This is a genomic window from Pseudomonas rhizophila, assembly GCF_003033885.1.
In the GTDB taxonomy this organism is placed as follows: Bacteria; Pseudomonadota; Gammaproteobacteria; order Pseudomonadales; family Pseudomonadaceae; genus Aquipseudomonas; species Aquipseudomonas rhizophila.
Genome location: NZ_CP024081.1, coordinates 1,285,636 through 1,303,260, shown reverse-complemented (window position 1 = coordinate 1,303,260; position 17,625 = coordinate 1,285,636). Strand labels below are relative to the sequence as shown.

At 60.8% G+C, this 17,625-nt stretch carries 15 protein-coding genes and 1 riboswitch; of the genes, 1 reads left to right on the top strand and 14 read right to left on the bottom strand.

Translation table 11 applies throughout. The features are described from left to right. Positions 1-11: 11 nt before the first annotated feature. Positions 12-1,016 carry a low-specificity L-threonine aldolase gene (gene ltaE / locus CRX69_RS06055; protein ID WP_047228777.1) on the bottom strand — a complete coding sequence of 335 codons (1,005 nt, stop codon included), beginning with the start codon at positions 1,014-1,016 and terminating at the stop codon, positions 12-14. Positions 1,017-1,279: 263 nt separating this feature from the next. Beyond that, positions 1,280-1,447: riboswitch (FMN riboswitch) on the top strand. A gap of 100 nt (positions 1,448-1,547) precedes the next feature. Here ltaE and CRX69_RS06045 point away from each other — a divergent pair. Beyond that, positions 1,548-2,057, top strand: coding sequence for a 6,7-dimethyl-8-ribityllumazine synthase (locus CRX69_RS06045; protein WP_047228778.1), 510 nt, complete (start codon positions 1,548-1,550; stop codon positions 2,055-2,057). Positions 2,058-2,194: 137 nt separating this feature from the next. On the opposite strand, the gene astE is transcribed toward CRX69_RS06045, so the two are convergent. The 13 genes from astE to acs all read right to left on the bottom strand — a co-directional run bounded on the left by astE (position 2,195) and on the right by acs (position 17,279). After that, entirely contained in the window at positions 2,195-3,202 is a 1,008-nt protein-coding gene (gene astE, locus CRX69_RS06040) for a succinylglutamate desuccinylase (RefSeq protein WP_047228779.1), read from the bottom strand. A gap of 11 nt (positions 3,203-3,213) precedes the next feature. After that, complete coding sequence (locus CRX69_RS06035; protein WP_047228780.1) at positions 3,214-3,501, bottom strand: hypothetical protein; 288 nt, start codon at positions 3,499-3,501, stop codon at positions 3,214-3,216. Positions 3,502-3,571: 70 nt separating this feature from the next. Continuing rightward, on the bottom strand, positions 3,572-4,918 hold the full coding sequence (gene astB, locus CRX69_RS06030) for an N-succinylarginine dihydrolase (RefSeq protein ID WP_076383739.1): 1,347 nt from the start codon (positions 4,916-4,918) through the stop codon (positions 3,572-3,574). Positions 4,919-5,047: 129 nt separating this feature from the next. Next, entirely contained in the window at positions 5,048-6,517 is a 1,470-nt protein-coding gene (gene astD / locus CRX69_RS06025) for a succinylglutamate-semialdehyde dehydrogenase (RefSeq protein ID WP_177513933.1), read from the bottom strand. Next, positions 6,514-7,539, bottom strand: a complete 1,026-nt coding sequence (gene astA, locus CRX69_RS06020; protein ID WP_076383737.1) for an arginine N-succinyltransferase — start codon at positions 7,537-7,539, stop codon at positions 6,514-6,516. The genes astD and astA overlap by 4 nt, the downstream gene beginning before the upstream one ends. A 54-nt stretch (positions 7,540-7,593) precedes the next feature. Continuing rightward, the gene (aruF, locus tag CRX69_RS06015; protein WP_047228784.1) at positions 7,594-8,613 is read right to left on the bottom strand and encodes an arginine/ornithine succinyltransferase subunit alpha; all 1,020 of its coding nucleotides are present in this window, start codon (positions 8,611-8,613) and stop codon (positions 7,594-7,596) included. Positions 8,614-8,830: 217 nt separating this feature from the next. Next, complete coding sequence (locus tag CRX69_RS06010; RefSeq protein ID WP_047228785.1) at positions 8,831-10,051, bottom strand: aspartate aminotransferase family protein; 1,221 nt, start codon at positions 10,049-10,051, stop codon at positions 8,831-8,833. A 398-nt stretch (positions 10,052-10,449) separates the two neighbouring features. Then, the gene (gene argR, locus CRX69_RS06005; RefSeq protein WP_047228786.1) at positions 10,450-11,430 is read right to left on the bottom strand and encodes a transcriptional regulator ArgR; all 981 of its coding nucleotides are present in this window, start codon (positions 11,428-11,430) and stop codon (positions 10,450-10,452) included. Positions 11,431-11,543: 113 nt separating this feature from the next. Further along, on the bottom strand, positions 11,544-12,308 hold the full coding sequence (locus CRX69_RS06000; protein ID WP_047228787.1) for an ABC transporter ATP-binding protein: 765 nt from the start codon (positions 12,306-12,308) through the stop codon (positions 11,544-11,546). A gap of 56 nt (positions 12,309-12,364) precedes the next feature. Further along, entirely contained in the window at positions 12,365-13,063 is a 699-nt protein-coding gene (locus tag CRX69_RS05995; protein WP_047228788.1) for an ABC transporter permease, read from the bottom strand. Continuing rightward, positions 13,060-13,749, bottom strand: a complete 690-nt coding sequence (locus CRX69_RS05990) for an ABC transporter permease (RefSeq protein ID WP_047228789.1) — start codon at positions 13,747-13,749, stop codon at positions 13,060-13,062. The genes CRX69_RS05995 and CRX69_RS05990 overlap by 4 nt, the downstream gene beginning before the upstream one ends. 90 nt (positions 13,750-13,839) lie before the next feature. Continuing rightward, on the bottom strand, positions 13,840-14,613 hold the full coding sequence (locus CRX69_RS05985; protein WP_107321724.1) for an ABC transporter substrate-binding protein: 774 nt from the start codon (positions 14,611-14,613) through the stop codon (positions 13,840-13,842). 710 nt (positions 14,614-15,323) lie between these two features. After that, positions 15,324-17,279, bottom strand: coding sequence for an acetate--CoA ligase (gene acs, locus CRX69_RS05980; protein WP_047228791.1), 1,956 nt, complete (start codon positions 17,277-17,279; stop codon positions 15,324-15,326). Positions 17,280-17,625 lie beyond the last annotated feature (346 nt).

Below are 17,625 nucleotides of genomic sequence, written 5' to 3'. Positions count from 1 at the left end.
CGCTTGGCGGGTCAGTTACGGGAAAAGTCGACGAAAGAGCGGATCACTTCGTCGATTTGCGCGCCGCTGACATCCATGTGGGTCACCATTCGCAGGCGCGGCGCGGCGCTGAGCTTGATACCACGCTCGGCGGCAAACGCCCTGATGGCCTCGGCCCGCTCGCCCATCTGCACGTAGACCATGTTGGTCTGCACCGGCTCGACCTCGTAACCCGCCCCACGCAAGCCCTCGGCAAGCCGCTGGGCATTGGCGTGGTCATCGGCCAGGCGCTGGACCTGATGATCCAGGGCATACAACCCCGCCGCAGCCAGGATCCCGGCCTGGCGCATACCCCCGCCCACCATCTTGCGCAGCCGGCGCGCCTTGCCGATCAGTTCGACGCTGCCGCAGAGGACCGAGCCAACGGGAGCGCCAAGGCCCTTGGACAGGCACACCGACACCGAATCGAAATGTTGGGTGATCTCCCGGGCATCGACGTTCAACTTGACCGCGGCGTTGTACAGCCGCGCGCCGTCAAGGTGCAACGCCAGGCCGTGCTCGCGCGTGAAACGCCGGGCCCGGGCCAGATACTCCAGCGGCAGGACCTTGCCTTGCATGGTGTTTTCCAGCGCCAGCAGGCGAGTACGGGCAAAGTGGAAGTCATCGGCTTTGATCGCGGCAGCAACCTGCTCCAGGTCCAGAGAGCCGTCCGCTTGCACGTCAAGGGGTTGCGGCTGGATTGAACCCAGTACCGCCGCCCCGCCGCCTTCGTATTTATAGGTGTGAGCCTGCTGGCCAACGATGTATTCATCACCACGCTCGCAATGGGCCATAAGCCCCAGCAAGTTGCTCATGGTGCCGGTGGGTACGAACAGCGCCGCGGCAAAGCCCAGGCGCCCGGCCAGTTCGGCCTCGAGGCGATTGATGGTCGGATCTTCGCCATACACATCGTCGCCGGTCGGCGCGCTGGCCATCGCATCCAGCATGGCGGCGGAAGGTTGGGTGACGGTGTCGCTGCGAAGATCGATAACGCTCATGAATCTGGCCTCGGGTGCGGGTGGGGGGAATTCCCTTTCGAAGGTCAATTACTGCGGTCATGGCGACGATTAATCAAGACCAGTCGAAGGAAAAGATCACCTGCACCTGAATATCACTCAGAACACCTGTGGGAGCGAGCTTGCTCGCGATGGTGCCAGCGCATCCAACATCAATGCAATCTGAACCACCGCTATCGCGAGCAAGCTCGCTCCCACAGGGGTTATGTGTTAAAAATCCTGCGCCGCCAAAAACCATGGCGGCGAAACGTTCTCAGGGCGGGGTGCAATTCCCCACCGGCGGTAATTGCACGCAAGGTGCATAGCCCGCGAGCGCTTGGCGATACACGGCTTTTGCGGTGTAGCGTCAAGGTCAGCAGACCCGGTGTGATTCCGGGGCCGACGGTCATAGTCCGGATGAAGAGAGAACGGGATCGGCACCCAGGGGCCGTCTGCGACTGTCTGCGCGCGACGCACCCTCGAATCCCCTTCGATTCATGACGCCCTGTTTTTTACACAAACAGGAACCAGAACATGCAACCCACCGCAATCGACAGCAAAAGCAAACATCATCCGGGCGAGCGCGTCGCGTTCATCCAGGCCTGCTGGCACAAGGAAATCGTCGACCAGAGTCGTAAAGGTTTCGTCGCCGAAATGATCAATCAGGGTTATCAGGAAAGCGATATCGACTTCTTCGAAGTCGGCGGCGCCTTCGAGATCCCGCTGCATGCCAAGCTGCTGGCCAAATCTGGCCGCTACGCCGGCATCGTCGCCGCTGGCCTGGTGGTGGACGGCGGCATCTACCGTCACGAATTCGTCGCCCAATCGGTGATCAGCGGCCTGATGCAGGTTCAGCTGGAAACCGAGGTGCCGGTGTTCTCGGTCGTACTCACTCCCCATCACTTCCACGCTGGGGAAGAACATCAGAAGTTCTTCTTTGAGCATTTCGTGCACAAGGGCCAGGAAGCGGCGAAGACCTGTGCCGATACCCTGCACAAGACCCGGGCGTTGCGGCGCAGTGAGCAGCGGGCGGTAGCGGTCTAAATCCAGACACAGATCCAAATGTGGGAGCGAGCCTGCTCGCGATAGCAATGTAGCAGTCGACAGCAATGGCGACTGGCACTCCGTCATCGCGAGCAAGCTCGCTCCCACAAAAGGCTTGTATCAGTTTGGGATTCAGGTCAGGCCAGGTTTTCGTCCGTCGCCGGCACAATCAGGATCCCGGCCCGCAAACCATTCTTCACCTTGGGGTTGGGGAAGATGATCCGGGCGCCCTCTTCTTCGATCACCCAGCGGGTCTGGGCAATGTCTTCGGCCAGCACATAACCTTTTCCAAGTTCCGAGAAGTTCTCGATGTCCGCCGGTAGGTTCAGGCGGAAACTGTCGCTGTGCTTGATGATTTCCCGCGCGACGCTGAACAGTTGCAGGCCGTCCAGACTTTCGTCCGATTCGGGTTCGCTGCCTTCGATGATCTGTTGCAGACGGGTTTCCAGCAGGCTGACGTTGACACCGTCGTTTTCCCCGAACGGCCGGGCCTTGCCCAGTTCCAGGGTGAAAGACTCGGCACCCAACTGGTCATAGGTGTAGGCGCTGAACACAATGGACGGTTTGTTCTGCAGCAGCACCGCTTCCATGCCGGCGGCGCGCAGCCGCGCCAGTTCACGGCGTGAATGCTGGCGACCTTCCTTCCACGGATACAGGGCGAATTGCTCAATCTTCGAACCCCGGATGGCGGTGTGCAGGTCGTAATGCAAGCGACTGCGGTCCGGCACGCTGAAGAAACTGGCGGCCAACCGCTCCAATTCGCACGCCCGCAACGCCTCGGCGCCGCCGCTCAACTCATGGCGACCATTGAACAACCGATTGACGTCCTGCTCGACAAAACGCTCTCCGCGACGAATGGCCTCGGGATTGCCGAACAGAAACAGAATGCGTGCCCGTGGCTTGAGATCCCCACGGGCGATGTCGTGCAGCAACCGATCAAGCAATTCGATCGGTGCGGTTTCGTTGCCGTGGATACCGGCTGACAGCAACAGGTCCTGGCCATTGTCCCGGGCCTGGGGCGGCTTGACCTCCAGCGCGCCCTCGCTCAGCCAGCGCATCCGTACGCCCTCGACAGTCAGTTGAGTCTTCTCCGCCGGTTCACGGCCGGCGAGGGTCAGTTCAAGCAATTTGCCGAGGGCGAGCATAGCGCGGCTCCTTAATGGTCGTGGCCGCAATCCGGGCCATGGACATGATCATCGTCGCCCATGTCGGCCGGTTCCATTTCCAGTTGCAGGCTCACCAGGTTGGTCGCCAATGGGCGCAACAACAGGTTGGCGTATTCCTCATCGCCTTCTTCGACATCGACACCGATCAGCAACTGACCGCGGCCGTCCTGCTGGATCCACAGCTCTTTGCCCTGCCACATGACCGCAACGCGGGTGCAGGAGGTTTCCAGTTGGGTGCCGTCGGTGTCTTCAAGGATCAGTTGCAAGGTATCGCTCATGTTTTTACGTTCTCGTCGGGGGAAAAAGGCAACGCGCCCTGCTTTGACTGTAGTCAGGTCGCGCGCGCTTTCAATTGATCTGGAAAGGATAAACCGCGCCAAGTTTAAGGATTTGTGTCAGCTCATCCAGTGCCGCCCGGCATTCGAGCAGCAACTGCGGGTCTGCCAGGTCGTTTTCGGTCATGCGATCGCGGTAGTGACGCTCGACCCATTGGGTCAGCGAATCGTACAACGGCGCGGTCATGATAACCCCTGGGTTGACGGCGGCCAGTTCGGTTTCATTGAGTGCCACGCGCAGCCTCAGGCAAGCCGGGCCACCGCCGTTCTGCATGCTTTGCTTGAGGTCGAAGACCTTCACTTCGCCGATCACCCCGCCAGAGCCCGTCAGGCCTTGCAGGTACTGCCAGACGCGTTCGTTGCCGCGGCACTCCTCCGGCACGATCAACAGCATCGAGCCGTCGGGACGCGACAGCAACTGGCTATTGAACAGGTAGGAACGTACCGCGTCATCGACGGTAACCGCCGAACGCGGCACGCATACCGACTGAAATTTCCCACCGACCTTGGCGAGTTTGCTGCTCAGCTCGGCCAGCATCCGGTCGGTCTCGAGAAACGCATCCTCGTGATAGAACAACACTTCGCCGTTGCCCACCGCGATCACATCATTGTGGAACACGCCCTGGTCGATCACCGATGGGTTCTGTTGGGCGTAGACCACGCCCTCCTCCCTCAGACCATGCAGACGAGCGACCGCTTGAGAAGCTTCCAGGGTCTGGCGCGCCGGGTACTTCTGCGGCGCGGGAAAACGGGTATCGAAGGCGCTGCGGCCGAACACGAAGAATTCAACACCGGCCTCGCCGTAGGTCCGGCAGAAACGCGTGTGGTTGGCCGCGCCTTCGTCGCCGAACTGCGCCACCGCTGGCAGCGCGGCGTGGTGGGCGAAGTGCTGCTGATCGGCAAACATCGCCCCCAGTACGCGACTGGTGGTCGGGTGTTCAATGCTGCGGTGGTATTTGCAGTTCAGGTTGGCGGCAGTGAAATGCACGCGGCCGTCAGCCGTGTCGGCGCTTGGGCTGACAGTGGCGGCGTTGGCCACCCACATGCTGGAGGCCGAGCAACTGGCGACCAGCAGCGGCATCGCTTCTTTGGCAGCCTGCTGAATGACCTGGGCATCGCTGCCGGCAAAACCCAACCGACGCAGGGCCGCCACGTCGGGACGCTCCTGTGGCGCCAGCACACCTTGCTGGAAGCCCATGTCCATCAGCGCTTTCATTTTCGCCAGGCCCTGCAACGCCGCTTCCTTGGGGTTGGAGGACTGTTGGCTATTGCTCTGGGACGCGACGTTGCCGTACGAGAGCCCGCCGTAGTTGTGGGTCGGCCCCACTAGACCGTCAAAGTTGACTTCATAGGATTTCATCAGCGAGGCTCCACGAGAATCTGTTTTTTATAGGCATCAGTAAAGACCGCAGCGCGGCCTTCGCGAGCAGGCTCGCTCCCACAGGGTCTTGCATGGTCCTTGTGGGAGCGAGCCTGCTCGCGATTGGGGCTACGCCATTCTCACGCCGGGAGTAAGGGCAGCCGGCATGACAAGGCTTGGTGTCTCCAGGGAAGCCACCGGATACGCACAATAATCGGCCGCGTAGTAGGCACTGGCGCGGTGGTTGCCCGAGGCCCCAACACCGCCGAACGGCGCGCTGCTGGCCGCTCCCGTCAGTTGTTTGTTCCAGTTGACGATGCCGGCACGGCTCTGCAGCCAAAACTGCTGGTAGCGCTCCTGGGAATCCGACAGCAGACCCGCAGCCAAGCCATATTGGGTGTTGTTGGCCTCGGTGATTGCCGCAGCGAAATCCGCGTAGCGAATCACCTGCAACAACGGCCCGAACAGTTCTTCATCAGGACGCTCGGCTACCGTCGTCACATCCAGGATGCCCGGTGTCAGCAACGCCGCCTGGGCTTGCGGTTGGGTCATGGTCAACAGCGGCACGGCGCCCAGGCCCAGCAAATGGTTCTGCGCATCCATCAGCGCCTTGGCTGCGGCCAGGGAAATCACCGAGCCCATGAACGGCGCCGGTTGCTGATCAAAGGCGCCGACTTCCAGCGTCGAGCTGACCGCCACCAGGCGCGCCAGCAAGGCATCGCCCCACGCCCCTTCGGGCACCAACAGGCGGCGCGCGCAGGTACAGCGCTGCCCGGCAGAAATGAAGGCCGACTGAATGATGGTGTAGACCGCCGCGTCGACGTCCGCCACCTCATCCACCACCAGCGGATTATTACCGCCCATTTCCAGCGCCAGGATCTTATCCGGGCGCCCGGAAAACTGTTGATGCAAAAGGTTGCCGGTGCGGCTGGAGCCGGTGAAAAACAACCCGTCGATGCCCGGATTGGCCGCCAGGGCGATACCGGTTTCCCGCGCACCTTGCAGCAGGTTCAGCACGCCCGCCGGCAGGCCGGCCTCGACCCAGCACTTGACCGTCAGCTCAGCGACCTTCGGGGTCAGTTCGCTGGGTTTGAACAACACGGTGTTGCCCGCCAACAAGGCCGGTACGATGTGACCGTTGGGCAAATGGCCGGGGAAGTTGTAAGGGCCGAACACTGCCACCACACCGTGGGGCTTGTGCCGCAGCACAGCGATGGCGTCACCCAGGGGGCCGCTTTTTTCGCCGGTCCGCTCACGGTAGCTCTGAATCGAAATGGCGACCTTGTTGACCATGCTGGTGACTTCGGTGGTCGCTTCCCACAACGGCTTGCCGGTTTCTTCACCGATGCAGTGGGCCAGTTCATCGGCGTGGCTCTTCAAGGCAGCGGCAAACGCTTCCAGCACCTGGATACGCTCATCCAGCGAACGGCGGGCCCAGTCCGGGAAGGCCTGACGCGCGGCCTGCACCGCCGACTCCACCTGCGCCGCCGTGGCGCCATTGCCAGACCACAGCACTTGCTGGGTCACCGGGTTCACCGACTCAAAGAGATCACCCTGACCTTCCAGCCAGCTTCCAGCGATGTACAGCGACTTCATTATTTCGACTCCCGAGCAGCGGACAACGCAACGGCGCGCACCTGATCGCCGGCGTTGAGTTGAAGACGTTTGGCAGTCAGCGGATCAACCACCAAGGTGCCCGCGGCCAAGCGCGCCGGTGCAGCAGTGATGCGGCAGTCTTCGCGTTTGCGGTTATGCATGATGAACGGCGTGGCGTCGTCGCCCGGCGTGCCGATGGCCAATACCAGTGCCTGGCTGTCGCGGATCGCGCGGATCTTGCCGGTTTCACATTCAACGGCCGGGCCGGCGTCGAAGATGTCGACGTAACCCTGGTAACTGAAACCTTCGCTCTTGAGCATCGACAGCGCCGGCTCCGTGTCGGGATGAACCTGGCCGATCACCGCCCGGGCATCCTCCGACAGGAAACAGGTGTACAGCGGGAACTTGGGCATCAGCTCAGCGATGAAAGCCTTGTTGCCCACGCCGGTCAGGTAGTCGGCCTGGCTGAACTCCATCTTGAAAAAGTGTCGCCCCAGGCTTTCCCAGAACGGCGAGCGGCCTCGGTCATCGGACATGCCACGCATCTCGGCGATGATCTTGTTGCCAAACAGGTTCGGGAATTCGGCGATGAACAGCAGCCGCGCCTTGGCCAACATGCGGCCATTGAGGCCAGTGCGGTAGTCGGCGTGCAGGAACAGCGAACACAGCTCGGAGTTGCCGGTCAGGTCGTTAGCCAAAAACAGCGTCGGGATTTCCCGATAGATGTTCAGCTCCTGGGAGGCGCTGACCGTCAGGCCGACCCGGAAGTTGTACCAGGGCTCGCGCAGCCCAACGGCCCCGGCGATGGCTGAGATGCCCACCACACGGCCGTCGTCGTCTTCGAGCACGAACAGGTAGTCAGCATCGCCACGTCCGGCTTCGCCGCGAAAAGTCTTCTCGGCCCAGCCGACCCGATGAGCCAGGCGCTCCTCGTTGGCCGGCAAGGTGGTCAGGCCGGTGCCGGTGCTGCGGGCCAGGGCAATCAGAGCGGGTAAGTCGCTGCTGCGTACGGGACGAACGATCATGCTATCTCCTCAAACGGGCCGCTTGCGCCACCCGCGAAACTTCGCTGTAAGGCGTTAAACCGCCACCAGGCGCACGCTGGCACCCTCACCGACGCCCAAGGCTTCGGCCGCTTCCATATCCAGGGTCACCGGTTTGCCGGGCGCGTAGTCAAGCTCCAACAGAACGGCGCGGTAATCCTGCAACTGGGCGTTGGCCACCAGGTATTGCCGGCCGGCGCCCTTGACGGGCTCACCGAGTTTGACCGGCACCACGCGGCTCTGGGCAATCGAGCGGATCCCCGAGACACGGGCATGCAGAGTCGGGCCACCGTCAAAGATGTCGATGTAATGATCGGTCTCGAAACCCTCGCGCATGAGGATGTCGAAAGTGATCTGCGCACGCGGATGGACCTGGCCCATGGCTTCCTGGGCGGCGTCCGGCAACAGCGGCACGTAGATCGGGTAATGCGGCATCAGCTCGGCGAGGAAGGTGCGGCTCTTCAGCCCGCACAGGCGCTCGGCGGCAGCGTAGTTGAGGTCGAAAAAGTTGCGACCGATGGCGTCCCAGAACGGCGAGTCGCCATTTTCATCGCTGTAGCCGACGATCTCGGTCACCACCGAATCGGCAAAGCGCTCCGGATGGCTGGCGACGAACAGCAGGCGCCCACGCGAATTGAGTTCCGACCAGGGCGAACCGACCAATTCCGGCACCACATAGAAGCTGGTCAGCAAGCTGTTGCCGGTCAGGTCGTGGCACTGGGAAAGCACGTGGATCTTGTTGTGGATCTTCAGCTCACGGGAGGCGTGAACGAACGTTTCGTTGCGGAAACTGTAGAACGGCTCGGAATAACCGGCCGAGGCAACGATGGCCGAACAGCCCGCCAGCTTGCCGGTCGCGGTGTCTTCAAGGACGAAGAAATAGCTTTCTTCGCCGTTGAAGCTGACTTCGGCGGCAAACGAGGCTTCACTCGCGGCGATCTTGTCGCTCAGGCGTTCCACGTCATCCGGCAAGGAAGTGACACCGATCGGACTGTCCGCAGCCAGACGCTGTACCTCGCCCAGATCCGCCATTTGTGCGGGGCGCATCACCAGCATGGTGTCACTCCTTTACTTGAAATAAATGGTTCGACCCATTGGTCGACACAAAGAAAAAATACCGGACCGGCAAGCGCTTCAACGCACGTGTAAAACGGTCTTGCTGTGGGAGCGAGCCTGCTCGCGATCAGGATCGCCTCAGCCCATCAGGCAGATCGAGTCGCCTGCATCGCGAGCAGGCTCGCTCCCACAATGGATCAGGTCCGGCCTTTAAAAATCAGGCTTGCGTCAGCTTCGCCGCGGCGCGCTCGAAGCGGTCCAGGCCGGCATCGATGTCGGCATCTTCGACCACCAGGCTCGGCGCGAAACGAATCACGTCCGGACCTGCCTGCAGGATCATCAGGCCTTCCTGTTCGGCGGCGTTGAAAATGTCCTTGGCCTTGCCTTTCCAGGCGTCGTTCAGCACACAGCCGATCAGCAGCCCCAAACCACGCACCTGGGTGAACAGGCCGTATTTCTCGCCGATCTGCTCCAAGCGGGTCTTGAACTTGCGGTGCTTGGCTTTCACGCCTTCGAGCACTTCAGGCGTATTGACGGTATCGATCACCGCTTCGGCCACCGCACACGCCAGCGGGTTGCCGCCATAAGTGGTGCCGTGGGTGCCGACCACCAGATGCTTGGCCAACGCTTCAGTGGTGAGCATTGCCGCGATCGGGAAACCACCGCCCAGGCTCTTGGCGCTGGTGAGGATGTCCGGGACCACGCCGTAATGCATGTAGGCGAACAAGTGGCCGCTACGGCCCATGCCGGTCTGCACTTCATCGAATACCAGCAGCGCGTCGTGGGCATCGCACAAATCACGGGCACCTTGCAGGTAACCCAGCTCGGCCGGCAATACGCCGCCCTCGCCCTGGATCGGCTCCAGCACCACGGCGCACGTCTTGTCCGAAATGGCCGCTTTCAAAGCCGCCAGGTCGTTGTAAGGGACGTGGGTAATACCGGTGATTTTAGGACCGAAACCGTCAGAATACTTCGATTGCCCGCCCACGTTCACGGTGAACAGCGTACGGCCGTGGAAGCTGTTGAGCGCGGCAATGATTTCGTACTTCTCGCTCCCGAAACGATCGAACGCGACGCGACGGGCCAGCTTGAAGGCGGCCTCGTTGGCTTCGGCGCCGGAGTTGCAGAAGAAAGCCCGCTCGGCAAAGGTTGCATTGACCAGTTTATGGGCCAGGCGCAGGGCCGGCTCATTGGTAAAGACGTTGGACACATGCCACAGCTTGTTCGCTTGCTCAGTCAGGGCGGCGACCAGTTTCGGATGGGCGTGTCCCAATACGTTGACCGCGATACCGCCGGCGAAGTCGATCAGTTCGCGACCGGACTGGTCCCACACGTGGGAACCGGCGCCACGCACAGGTATGAAAGCAGCAGGCGCATAGTTGGGGACCATAACCTGATCGAAATCGGCGCGTTGTACGGCGGCTTGCTCAACGGACATCGGAGTCTCCTGAAGAGGAACACCCGCCTGGAACTGGCGAGCGATGAGGGGATTGTAAGGACAGTTTTCAGCCCGGCCTTGTCGCCAAGCGACAACTTCTTATAGCGCCAACCCCCGTTTTTAGCGGGTTTATGGCAATGCGACAAATAGCGTCGCAAAGGCGCAGTTTAAACGTTGTCGCGGGATTTTAGGCGTTGTCTTCTACATTTCCCTGGCCATGCAAAACCTTGTGGCGAGGGGATTTATCCCCGCTGGGTTGCGAAGCAACCCTAAAGCAGGCAATTCGGTGTGCCAGATAGATTGGGTTGACTGTCTTGGGGTTGCTTCGCAACCCAACGGGGATAAATCCCCTCGCCACAGGGTTACATACCCCCGCCCTTACAGAGGAGGCGCCGGCCCTAGCCGCGTTCGGACGGCACCGATGACAATTCGAATGGGCTGCTGCTGCGCCGCTGGTTGCGGTCTTCCCGGGGCGTGGCGCCGAAGAAGTTGCGATAGGCGCTGGAAAAATGCGGCCCCGAGGAGAAGCCGCAGGACAGGCCGATCTGAATGATCGACTTGCTGGTCTGCATCAGCATCTGCCGCGCCTTGTTCAGACGCAGTTCCAGGTAGTACTGGCTCGGCACGCGATTGAGGTATTGCTTGAAAATCCGCTCCAACTGGCGACGGGACACGCACACATGCTGGGCAATTTCGTCGGTGGTCAGCGGTTCTTCGATGTTGGCTTCCATCAACAGCACGGCCTGGGTGAGCTTCGGATGGCTGGAGCCCAGACGGTTCTGCAACGGGATGCGCTGGCGCTCACCCCCCTCGCGGATGCGCTCGACCACCAGCTCTTCAGAGACCGCGCCGGCCAGTTCCGCGCCGTGATCGCGCGCCAACACAGCCAGCAGCAGATCGAGCACCGACATGCCACCGCAAGCGGTCAGGCGATCGCGGTCCCAGTCAAACAGATGGCTGGTGGCAATGACCTTGGGGAAACGCTCGGAAAAGTCGTCCTGCCAGCGCCAATGCACGGCGGCGCGGAAACCATCGAGAAGACCCAGTTGGGCCAACGGGTAGACACCGGCGGACAAACCGCCAATCACACAACCGGCACGCACCAGCTGTTTGAGTGCGCTGCTCAGGGGTGGCGCAAGAGCGGTCGGGGGTTCGTCAGCCAGCAGAAACAGCTTCTGGAAACCTTCAAGCTTGCCGGCCCAGGGTTCGCCCGGTAGCTGCCAGGCGCCTTCGGTCTGCGGCTCGGCCTGCAAAAACGACAGTTCGTAGACGACATCCGGATGCACCCGCTGAGCAACACGCAAGGCCTCCTCGGCCAGCGCCAGCGTCAAGGCTTTAGTGCTGGGCCAAATCAGGAAACCAATTCGATGGGCAGTCATGGTGGGCAATCCGAAGCGAAAACAGTGTTAAAGCCAAAAGCGGCTGCAACCAAATTAGACCATCTGGCGCGCGATGCGCAGCATGACCTGAATCAGGTGCGTAACGGGAGCGATTACTTGAGGCTGCCCGAAAGAAATTGTTGCAGCCGCTCCGATTGCGGATTGACCAGCACTTCGCGCGGGTTGCCGCTTTCTTCAACGATGCCTTTGTGCAGGAAGATCAGTTGGTTCGACACTTCCCGGGCAAAGCCCATTTCGTGGGTCACCACCACCATGGTCCGGCCTTCCAGCGCCAGGGCCTGCATCACTTTGAGCACATCGCCCACCAGTTCCGGATCAAGGGCCGAAGTCGGCTCGTCGAACAGCATGACTTCCGGTTCCATCGCCAGCGCCCGGGCAATCGCCACGCGCTGCTGTTCACCGCCGGACATATGGCCCGGGTAGGCGTCCTTGCGATGCGCCACGCCGACCTTGTTCAGGTAGTGCTCGGCCTTTTCGCGCGCCTCGGCCTTGGCTACGCCCAGCACATGCACCGGCGCTTCCATGATGTTTTCCAGCGCGGTCATGTGGGACCACAGGTTGAAATGCTGGAACACCATCGACAGCCGCGAACGCATGCGCTGCAGTTGCTTGGGGTCGGCGGCCTTCAAGGCGCCATCCTTGCCAGCCACCAGTTTCAGCTCTTCGTTGTTGAGCAGAATCTTGCCGGCATGGGGCTGCTCAAGCAGGTTGATGCAACGCAGGAAGGTACTTTTGCCCGAGCCACTGGAGCCGATGATGCTGATCACATCGCCGGCGGCGGCCTTGAGGGACACACCCTTGAGCACCTCGTGACTGCCATAGCGTTTATGCAGGTCTTGGACTTCGAGCTTGTACATGCGGTCGGTTCTCACAAAACGTCAGTCGTTGAGCAGTCGATCGGATCGATGCGTTATCAGTGCTTGCGCGGGGCCAGGTAACCCAGCCAGCGGCGCTCGGCCAGCTTGAACAGGCGCACCAGGATAAAAGTCAGGCACAGGTAGAAAACGCCGGCCGTGATGTAAGCCTCGAACGGCAAGTAGTACTGCGCATTCACCGTGCGCGCGGCACCGGTGATGTCGATCAGGGTCACGATGGAGGCCAGGCTGGTGGTCTGCAACATCATGATCACTTCGTTGCTGTACTGCGGCAGTGCCCGGCGCAGGGCCGATGGCAGCAGGATCCGGCGATACAACTTGTAGCGTGACATGCCCATGGCCTTGGCCGCCTCGATCTCACCGTTAGGCGTGGCGCGCAGGCTGCCGGCGATGATTTCGGCGGTGTAGGCGCTGGTATTGATGGCAAAGGCCAGGCAGGCACAGAAGGTCGCGCTGGACAGCCACGGCCAGAGGAAGCTCTCGCGTACGGCTTCGAACTGCGCCAATCCGTAGTAGATCAAAAACAGCTGCACCAGCATCGGCGTGCCGCGAATCACATAGGTATAGAGCCAGGCGGTCATGTTGATGACCGGCTGCTTGGACACCCGCATCAGCCCCAGGGGCAACGCCGCCAGCAGACCGAAGAACAGCGACAGGGCCAGCAGCTTCAAGGTGGTCAGCAGGCCGCTGAAGTACAGCGGCAAGGCTTCGTAGATGACGTTGTAGTCGAAGATCATAGATCAGCCGCCCTTATGCCTACCGAGTAGCGCTTCTCGAGTTGACGCAATGCCAGCAACGAGACACTGGTAATCACCAGGTACATTGCCGCCACTGCCAGGAAGAAGGTGAAAGGCTCGCGGGTGGCATCCGCCGCCTGCTTGGCCTTGAACATCATGTCTTGCAGGCCCACCACCGAAATCAGCGCCGTGGCCTTGGTCAACACCAGCCAGTTGTTGGTGAACCCCGGAATCGCCAGGCGAATCATCTGCGGCACCATCACCCGGAAAAACACCTGGAACCCACTCATGCCATACGCCATGCCCGCTTCGGCCTGCCCTTTGGGGATGGCCATGAATGCACCGCGAAAGGTTTCCGACAGGTACGCACCGAAGATGAACCCCAGGGTACCGATGCCGGCCGCCAGCGGGTTCAGGTCGATGTAATCGTCATAACCGAGCATCGGCGCCACGCGATTGAGCAGGTCCTGGCCGCCATAGAAAATCAGCAGGATCAGCACAAGGTCGGGAATGCCGCGAATGACCGTGGAATACAGGTCACCCAGCCACGCCAGCCAGCGCACTGGCGAGAGGCGCAACGCGACGCCGATCAGCCCCAGGACAATGGCCAGGGCCATGGACGACAAGGCGAGCTCAAGCGTCAACCATGCGCCATCGAGGATGACAGCCCCGTAGCCTTTCAACATGATTCAGGTCCTCGAGAGTGGGATGAAAAAATGGCGCAAACCGCAGAGATCCTGTTGCTTGCGCCATTTCGCACGAGTGGCGGGACGTTGTTACTGGCCGTAGATATCGAAGGCGAAGTACTTGTCCTGGATTTGCTTGTATTTGCCGTTCTCGCGAATGGCGGCAATCGCGCCGTTGATCTTGTCCTTGAGGGCATCACCCTTGCGAACCGCGATGCCTACGCCGTCACCGAAGTATTTGACGTCGTTGAAGGCCGGGCCCACGAACGCAAAGCCCTTGCCGGCGTCGGTCTTGAGGAAACCGTCATCCAACAGGGTAGCGTCTGCCACGGTGCCGTCGAGACGGCCGGCGGACAGGTCCAGGTAGATTTCATTCTGCGAACCGTACGGCTTGATCTCGGCACCCAGCGGGGCCAGGACTTCACGGGCGAAGCGCTCGTGGATCGAACCGCGCTGCACGCCGACGTTCTTGCCCTTGAGCTCGGTCAGGCCCTCGCTGATCTGAGTGCCGGCCTTCATCACCAGACGAGCCGGGGTGTTGTAATACTTGTTGGTGAAATCAACAGACTTCTTGCGATCTTCAGTGATGGACATGGAAGACAGGATCGCGTCGATCTTGCGCACCTTGAGCGCCGGGATCAGGCCGTCGAATTCCTGCTCGACCCACACGCACTTGACCTTCATCTCTTCGCACAGTGCATTGCCGATGTCGTAGTCGAAACCGACGATACTGCCGTCCGGGGCCTTCGAGGCGAACGGAGGGTAAGCCGCTTCGATACCGATTTTCAGGGGCTTTTCTGCGGCGAATGTCGACAGGGACAGCACGGACAGTGCCAGGGCGCCAAGCAGCACAAGTTTCTTCATCTTGGGACTCCATCGGGAAAGGGCAAAAACGGCAGAGTGAGCAACAGCCCAATATGCGAATGGGTGGAACGAACTTTAGTGCTGCGTCCTAAGAAAGCGTGCGTCAATTCAACGCAGCTCACGACGAGCGAGTGATCGGCATTCTAACGACAGGCCCGAAGCCGATATTTCTTCAATGCGACAACAAATTACAGAAGCACAGAAAACGCGACCTGAGCGCATTGACAGCCCCGCAAATTCATGCAAGAGCAAAAGAAAGGAAACCGATCTATGCTGCAAATTGCGGGCCCATTATTCGCAAACCCTTCTAATCCGGCAAGCACAGCGTGTCGCCTTGTTTTCCAAGACGCCTGGAACCGCCCTATAACGGGGCTTCGCGTTTCACATCGCCCCGTTGTGGCGCCTTTGGTTACACATTCCGAAACACCGGTAACGTTCAGCCCCCTCCTACTTTAAACGCCGATATTTATTCATCCATCGAACCCGTGGCGAGGGAGCTTGCTCCCGCTGGGCTGCGCAGCAGCCCCAAAGCCAGGCACAGCGGTCGTTCAGTCATACCGCATTGGCCGGTTTACGACTGCTGCGCAGCCGAGCGGGAGCAAGCTCCCTCGCCACAAAGGCACCACACGTCAAACTCTCCTGGCGTTAGCGACCATAAAAAACCCCGCTCGGCAAAACCGGGCGGGGCTTTTCGGTGTTACGGGTTACCGTCAGGCGACGTTCATGGTCTTGTGCGTCTCGATCAGATGCGCCACCACACCCGGATCAGCCAAGGTGGAGATATCACCCAGCCCATCGTATTCCGCCGTGGCGATCTTGCGCAGGATGCGGCGCATGATCTTGCCGGAACGGGTCTTCGGCAGGCCCGGGGCCCACTGGATCACGTCTGGCGAGGCAATCGGACCGATCTCCTTGCGCACCCAGTTCTTCAGTTCCAGACGCAAGGCCTCGCTGGTTTCTTCGCCGGCATTGAGGGTCACGTAGACATAAATGCCCTGCCCCTTGATGTCGTGCGGCACACCCACCACCGCCGCTTCGGCGACTTTCGGGTGGGCAACCATGGCGCTTTCGATCTCGGCCGTGCCCATGCGGTGGCCGGACACGTTGAGCACGTCATCCACCCGACCGGTGATCCAGTAGTAGCCGTCCTCGTCACGACGCGCACCGTCGCCGGTGAAGTACATGCCGCTGAAGGTTTTGAAGTAGGTGTCGACAAAGCGGTCGTGGTCGCCGTACAGCGTGCGCGCCTGGCCTGGCCACGAATCGAGGATCACCAGATTGCCTTCGGCCGCGCCTTCCACCAGGTTGCCAAGGTTGTCCACCAACGCTGGCACCACGCCGAAGAACGGACGCGTGGCCGAACCCGGCTTCAACGCCGTGGCACCCGGCAATGGGCTGATCAGCACGCCACCGGTTTCGGTCTGCCACCAGGTGTCGACGATCGGGCAACGTTCCTTGCCGACATTCTTGTAGTACCAGTCCCAGGCTTCCGGGTTGATCGGCTCACCCACCGAACCCAGCAGGCGCAGGCTGCTGCCATCGGCACCTTCGACGGCGGCGGTGCCCGAGGCCATCATCGCGCGGATGGCGGTCGGCGCGGTGTAGAGAATATTGACCTTGTGCTTGTCGATGACCTGAGCCACACGGGTGATGTCCGGGTAGTTCGGCACGCCTTCGAACAGCAGCGTGGTCGCGCCATTGGCCAACGGGCCGTAGACGATGTAGCTGTGGCCGGTGACCCAGCCGACGTCGGCGGTGCACCAGTAGACTTCGCCCGGCTTGTAGTCGAACACGCGCTCATGGGTCAGGGCCGCATAGAGCAGGTAGCCGGCGGTGGTGTGCTGCACGCCCTTTGGCTTGCCGGTGGAACCGGAGGTGTAGAGGATGAACAGCGCCTCTTCAGCGCCCATTTCCTTCGGCGCACAAACGGTACCGGCCACTTTCATCAGGTCTTCGTACCAGATGTCACGGTGCTGGTTCCACTTGATGTTGCCAGCCGTGCGCTTGCACACGATGACTTTCTGGATGCTGCTGGTTTCCGGGTTGGTCAACGCATCATCGACGTTGGCCTTGAGCGGGATCTTCTTGCCTGCACGAATACCTTCGTCAGCAGTGATCACCACTTTGGATTTGCAGTCGATAATCCGACCGGCCAGTGCTTCCGGCGAGAAACCGCCGAACACTACCGAGTGAATCGCGCCGATCCGGGTGCAGGCCAGCATGGCGACCACGGCTTCGGGGATCATCGGCATGTAGATCGTCACCACGTCGCCGCGATGCACGTCCTGGCCGCGCAGGGCGTTGGCGAACTTGCAGACTTCTTCATGCAGCTCGCGATAGGTGATATTGCGGCTCTCGGCAGGGTCATCGCCCTCCCAGATGATCGCAATCTGATCGCCGCGCTCGGCCAGATGACGGTCGAGGCAGTTGTAGGAAACGTTCAAGGTGCCATCGGCAAACCACTTGATGTCGACATGGTGATCGTCGAAGGACGTCTGCTTCACCGTGGTGAAAGGCTTGATCCAGTCGAGGCGCTTGGCCTGCTCGCGCCAGAAACCATCCGGGTTGACCACCGACTGCTGGTACATGGCCTTGTAGGTCGCCTCGTCAGTCAGCGTGTTAGCCGCTACCTCGGGACGAACGGGATACAGAGAAGCCGCACTCATCTTTCTTACCTCGGTGACATAGTTGTTTTTGTATGTACCCGTTGTAGCCGGGGCGAGCCTATAGAACCATTCGACGATGGTAGTAACAAGTCCCTACAAAATGTCGGTACTAACGTGCAAACCCCTGCCAGCAGGCCTTTTCCTGTGTGGGAGTGGGCTTGCTCCTGAGGGTGGTGGATCAGTTTGCATTGATATTGACTGACACACCGCCATCGCGAGCAGGCTCGCTCCCACAATTGATCTCCACTGAACGCTTGCTTTGTGTCCAACGCCGCTCCCCTGTGGGAGCGAGCCTGAACTGGCCTAATGATTTTGGACACTTCAATCGGGCGCTATGATGGCGCCC

Excerpts from the sequence above, each read along its gene's own strand:
- ltaE (WP_047228777.1), bottom strand. The coding sequence starts at position 1,016 with ATGAGCGTTATCGATCTTCGCAGCGACACCGTCACCCAACCTTCCGCC.
- CRX69_RS06045 (WP_047228778.1), top strand. The coding sequence starts at position 1,548 with ATGCAACCCACCGCAATCGACAGCAAAAGCAAACATCATCCGGGCGAG.
- astE (WP_047228779.1), bottom strand. The coding sequence starts at position 3,202 with ATGCTCGCCCTCGGCAAATTGCTTGAACTGACCCTCGCCGGCCGTGAA.
- CRX69_RS06035 (WP_047228780.1), bottom strand. The coding sequence starts at position 3,501 with ATGAGCGATACCTTGCAACTGATCCTTGAAGACACCGACGGCACCCAA.
- astB (WP_076383739.1), bottom strand. The coding sequence starts at position 4,918 with ATGAAATCCTATGAAGTCAACTTTGACGGTCTAGTGGGGCCGACCCAC.
- astA (WP_076383737.1), bottom strand. The coding sequence starts at position 7,539 with ATGATCGTTCGTCCCGTACGCAGCAGCGACTTACCCGCTCTGATTGCC.
- aruF (WP_047228784.1), bottom strand. The coding sequence starts at position 8,613 with ATGCTGGTGATGCGCCCCGCACAAATGGCGGATCTGGGCGAGGTACAG.
- CRX69_RS06010 (WP_047228785.1), bottom strand. The coding sequence starts at position 10,051 with ATGTCCGTTGAGCAAGCCGCCGTACAACGCGCCGATTTCGATCAGGTT.
- argR (WP_047228786.1), bottom strand. The coding sequence starts at position 11,430 with ATGACTGCCCATCGAATTGGTTTCCTGATTTGGCCCAGCACTAAAGCC.
- CRX69_RS06000 (WP_047228787.1), bottom strand. The coding sequence starts at position 12,308 with ATGTACAAGCTCGAAGTCCAAGACCTGCATAAACGCTATGGCAGTCAC.
- CRX69_RS05995 (WP_047228788.1), bottom strand. The coding sequence starts at position 13,063 with ATGATCTTCGACTACAACGTCATCTACGAAGCCTTGCCGCTGTACTTC.
- CRX69_RS05990 (WP_047228789.1), bottom strand. The coding sequence starts at position 13,749 with ATGTTGAAAGGCTACGGGGCTGTCATCCTCGATGGCGCATGGTTGACG.
- CRX69_RS05985 (WP_107321724.1), bottom strand. The coding sequence starts at position 14,613 with ATGAAGAAACTTGTGCTGCTTGGCGCCCTGGCACTGTCCGTGCTGTCC.
- acs (WP_047228791.1), bottom strand. The coding sequence starts at position 17,279 with ATGAGTGCGGCTTCTCTGTATCCCGTTCGTCCCGAGGTAGCGGCTAAC.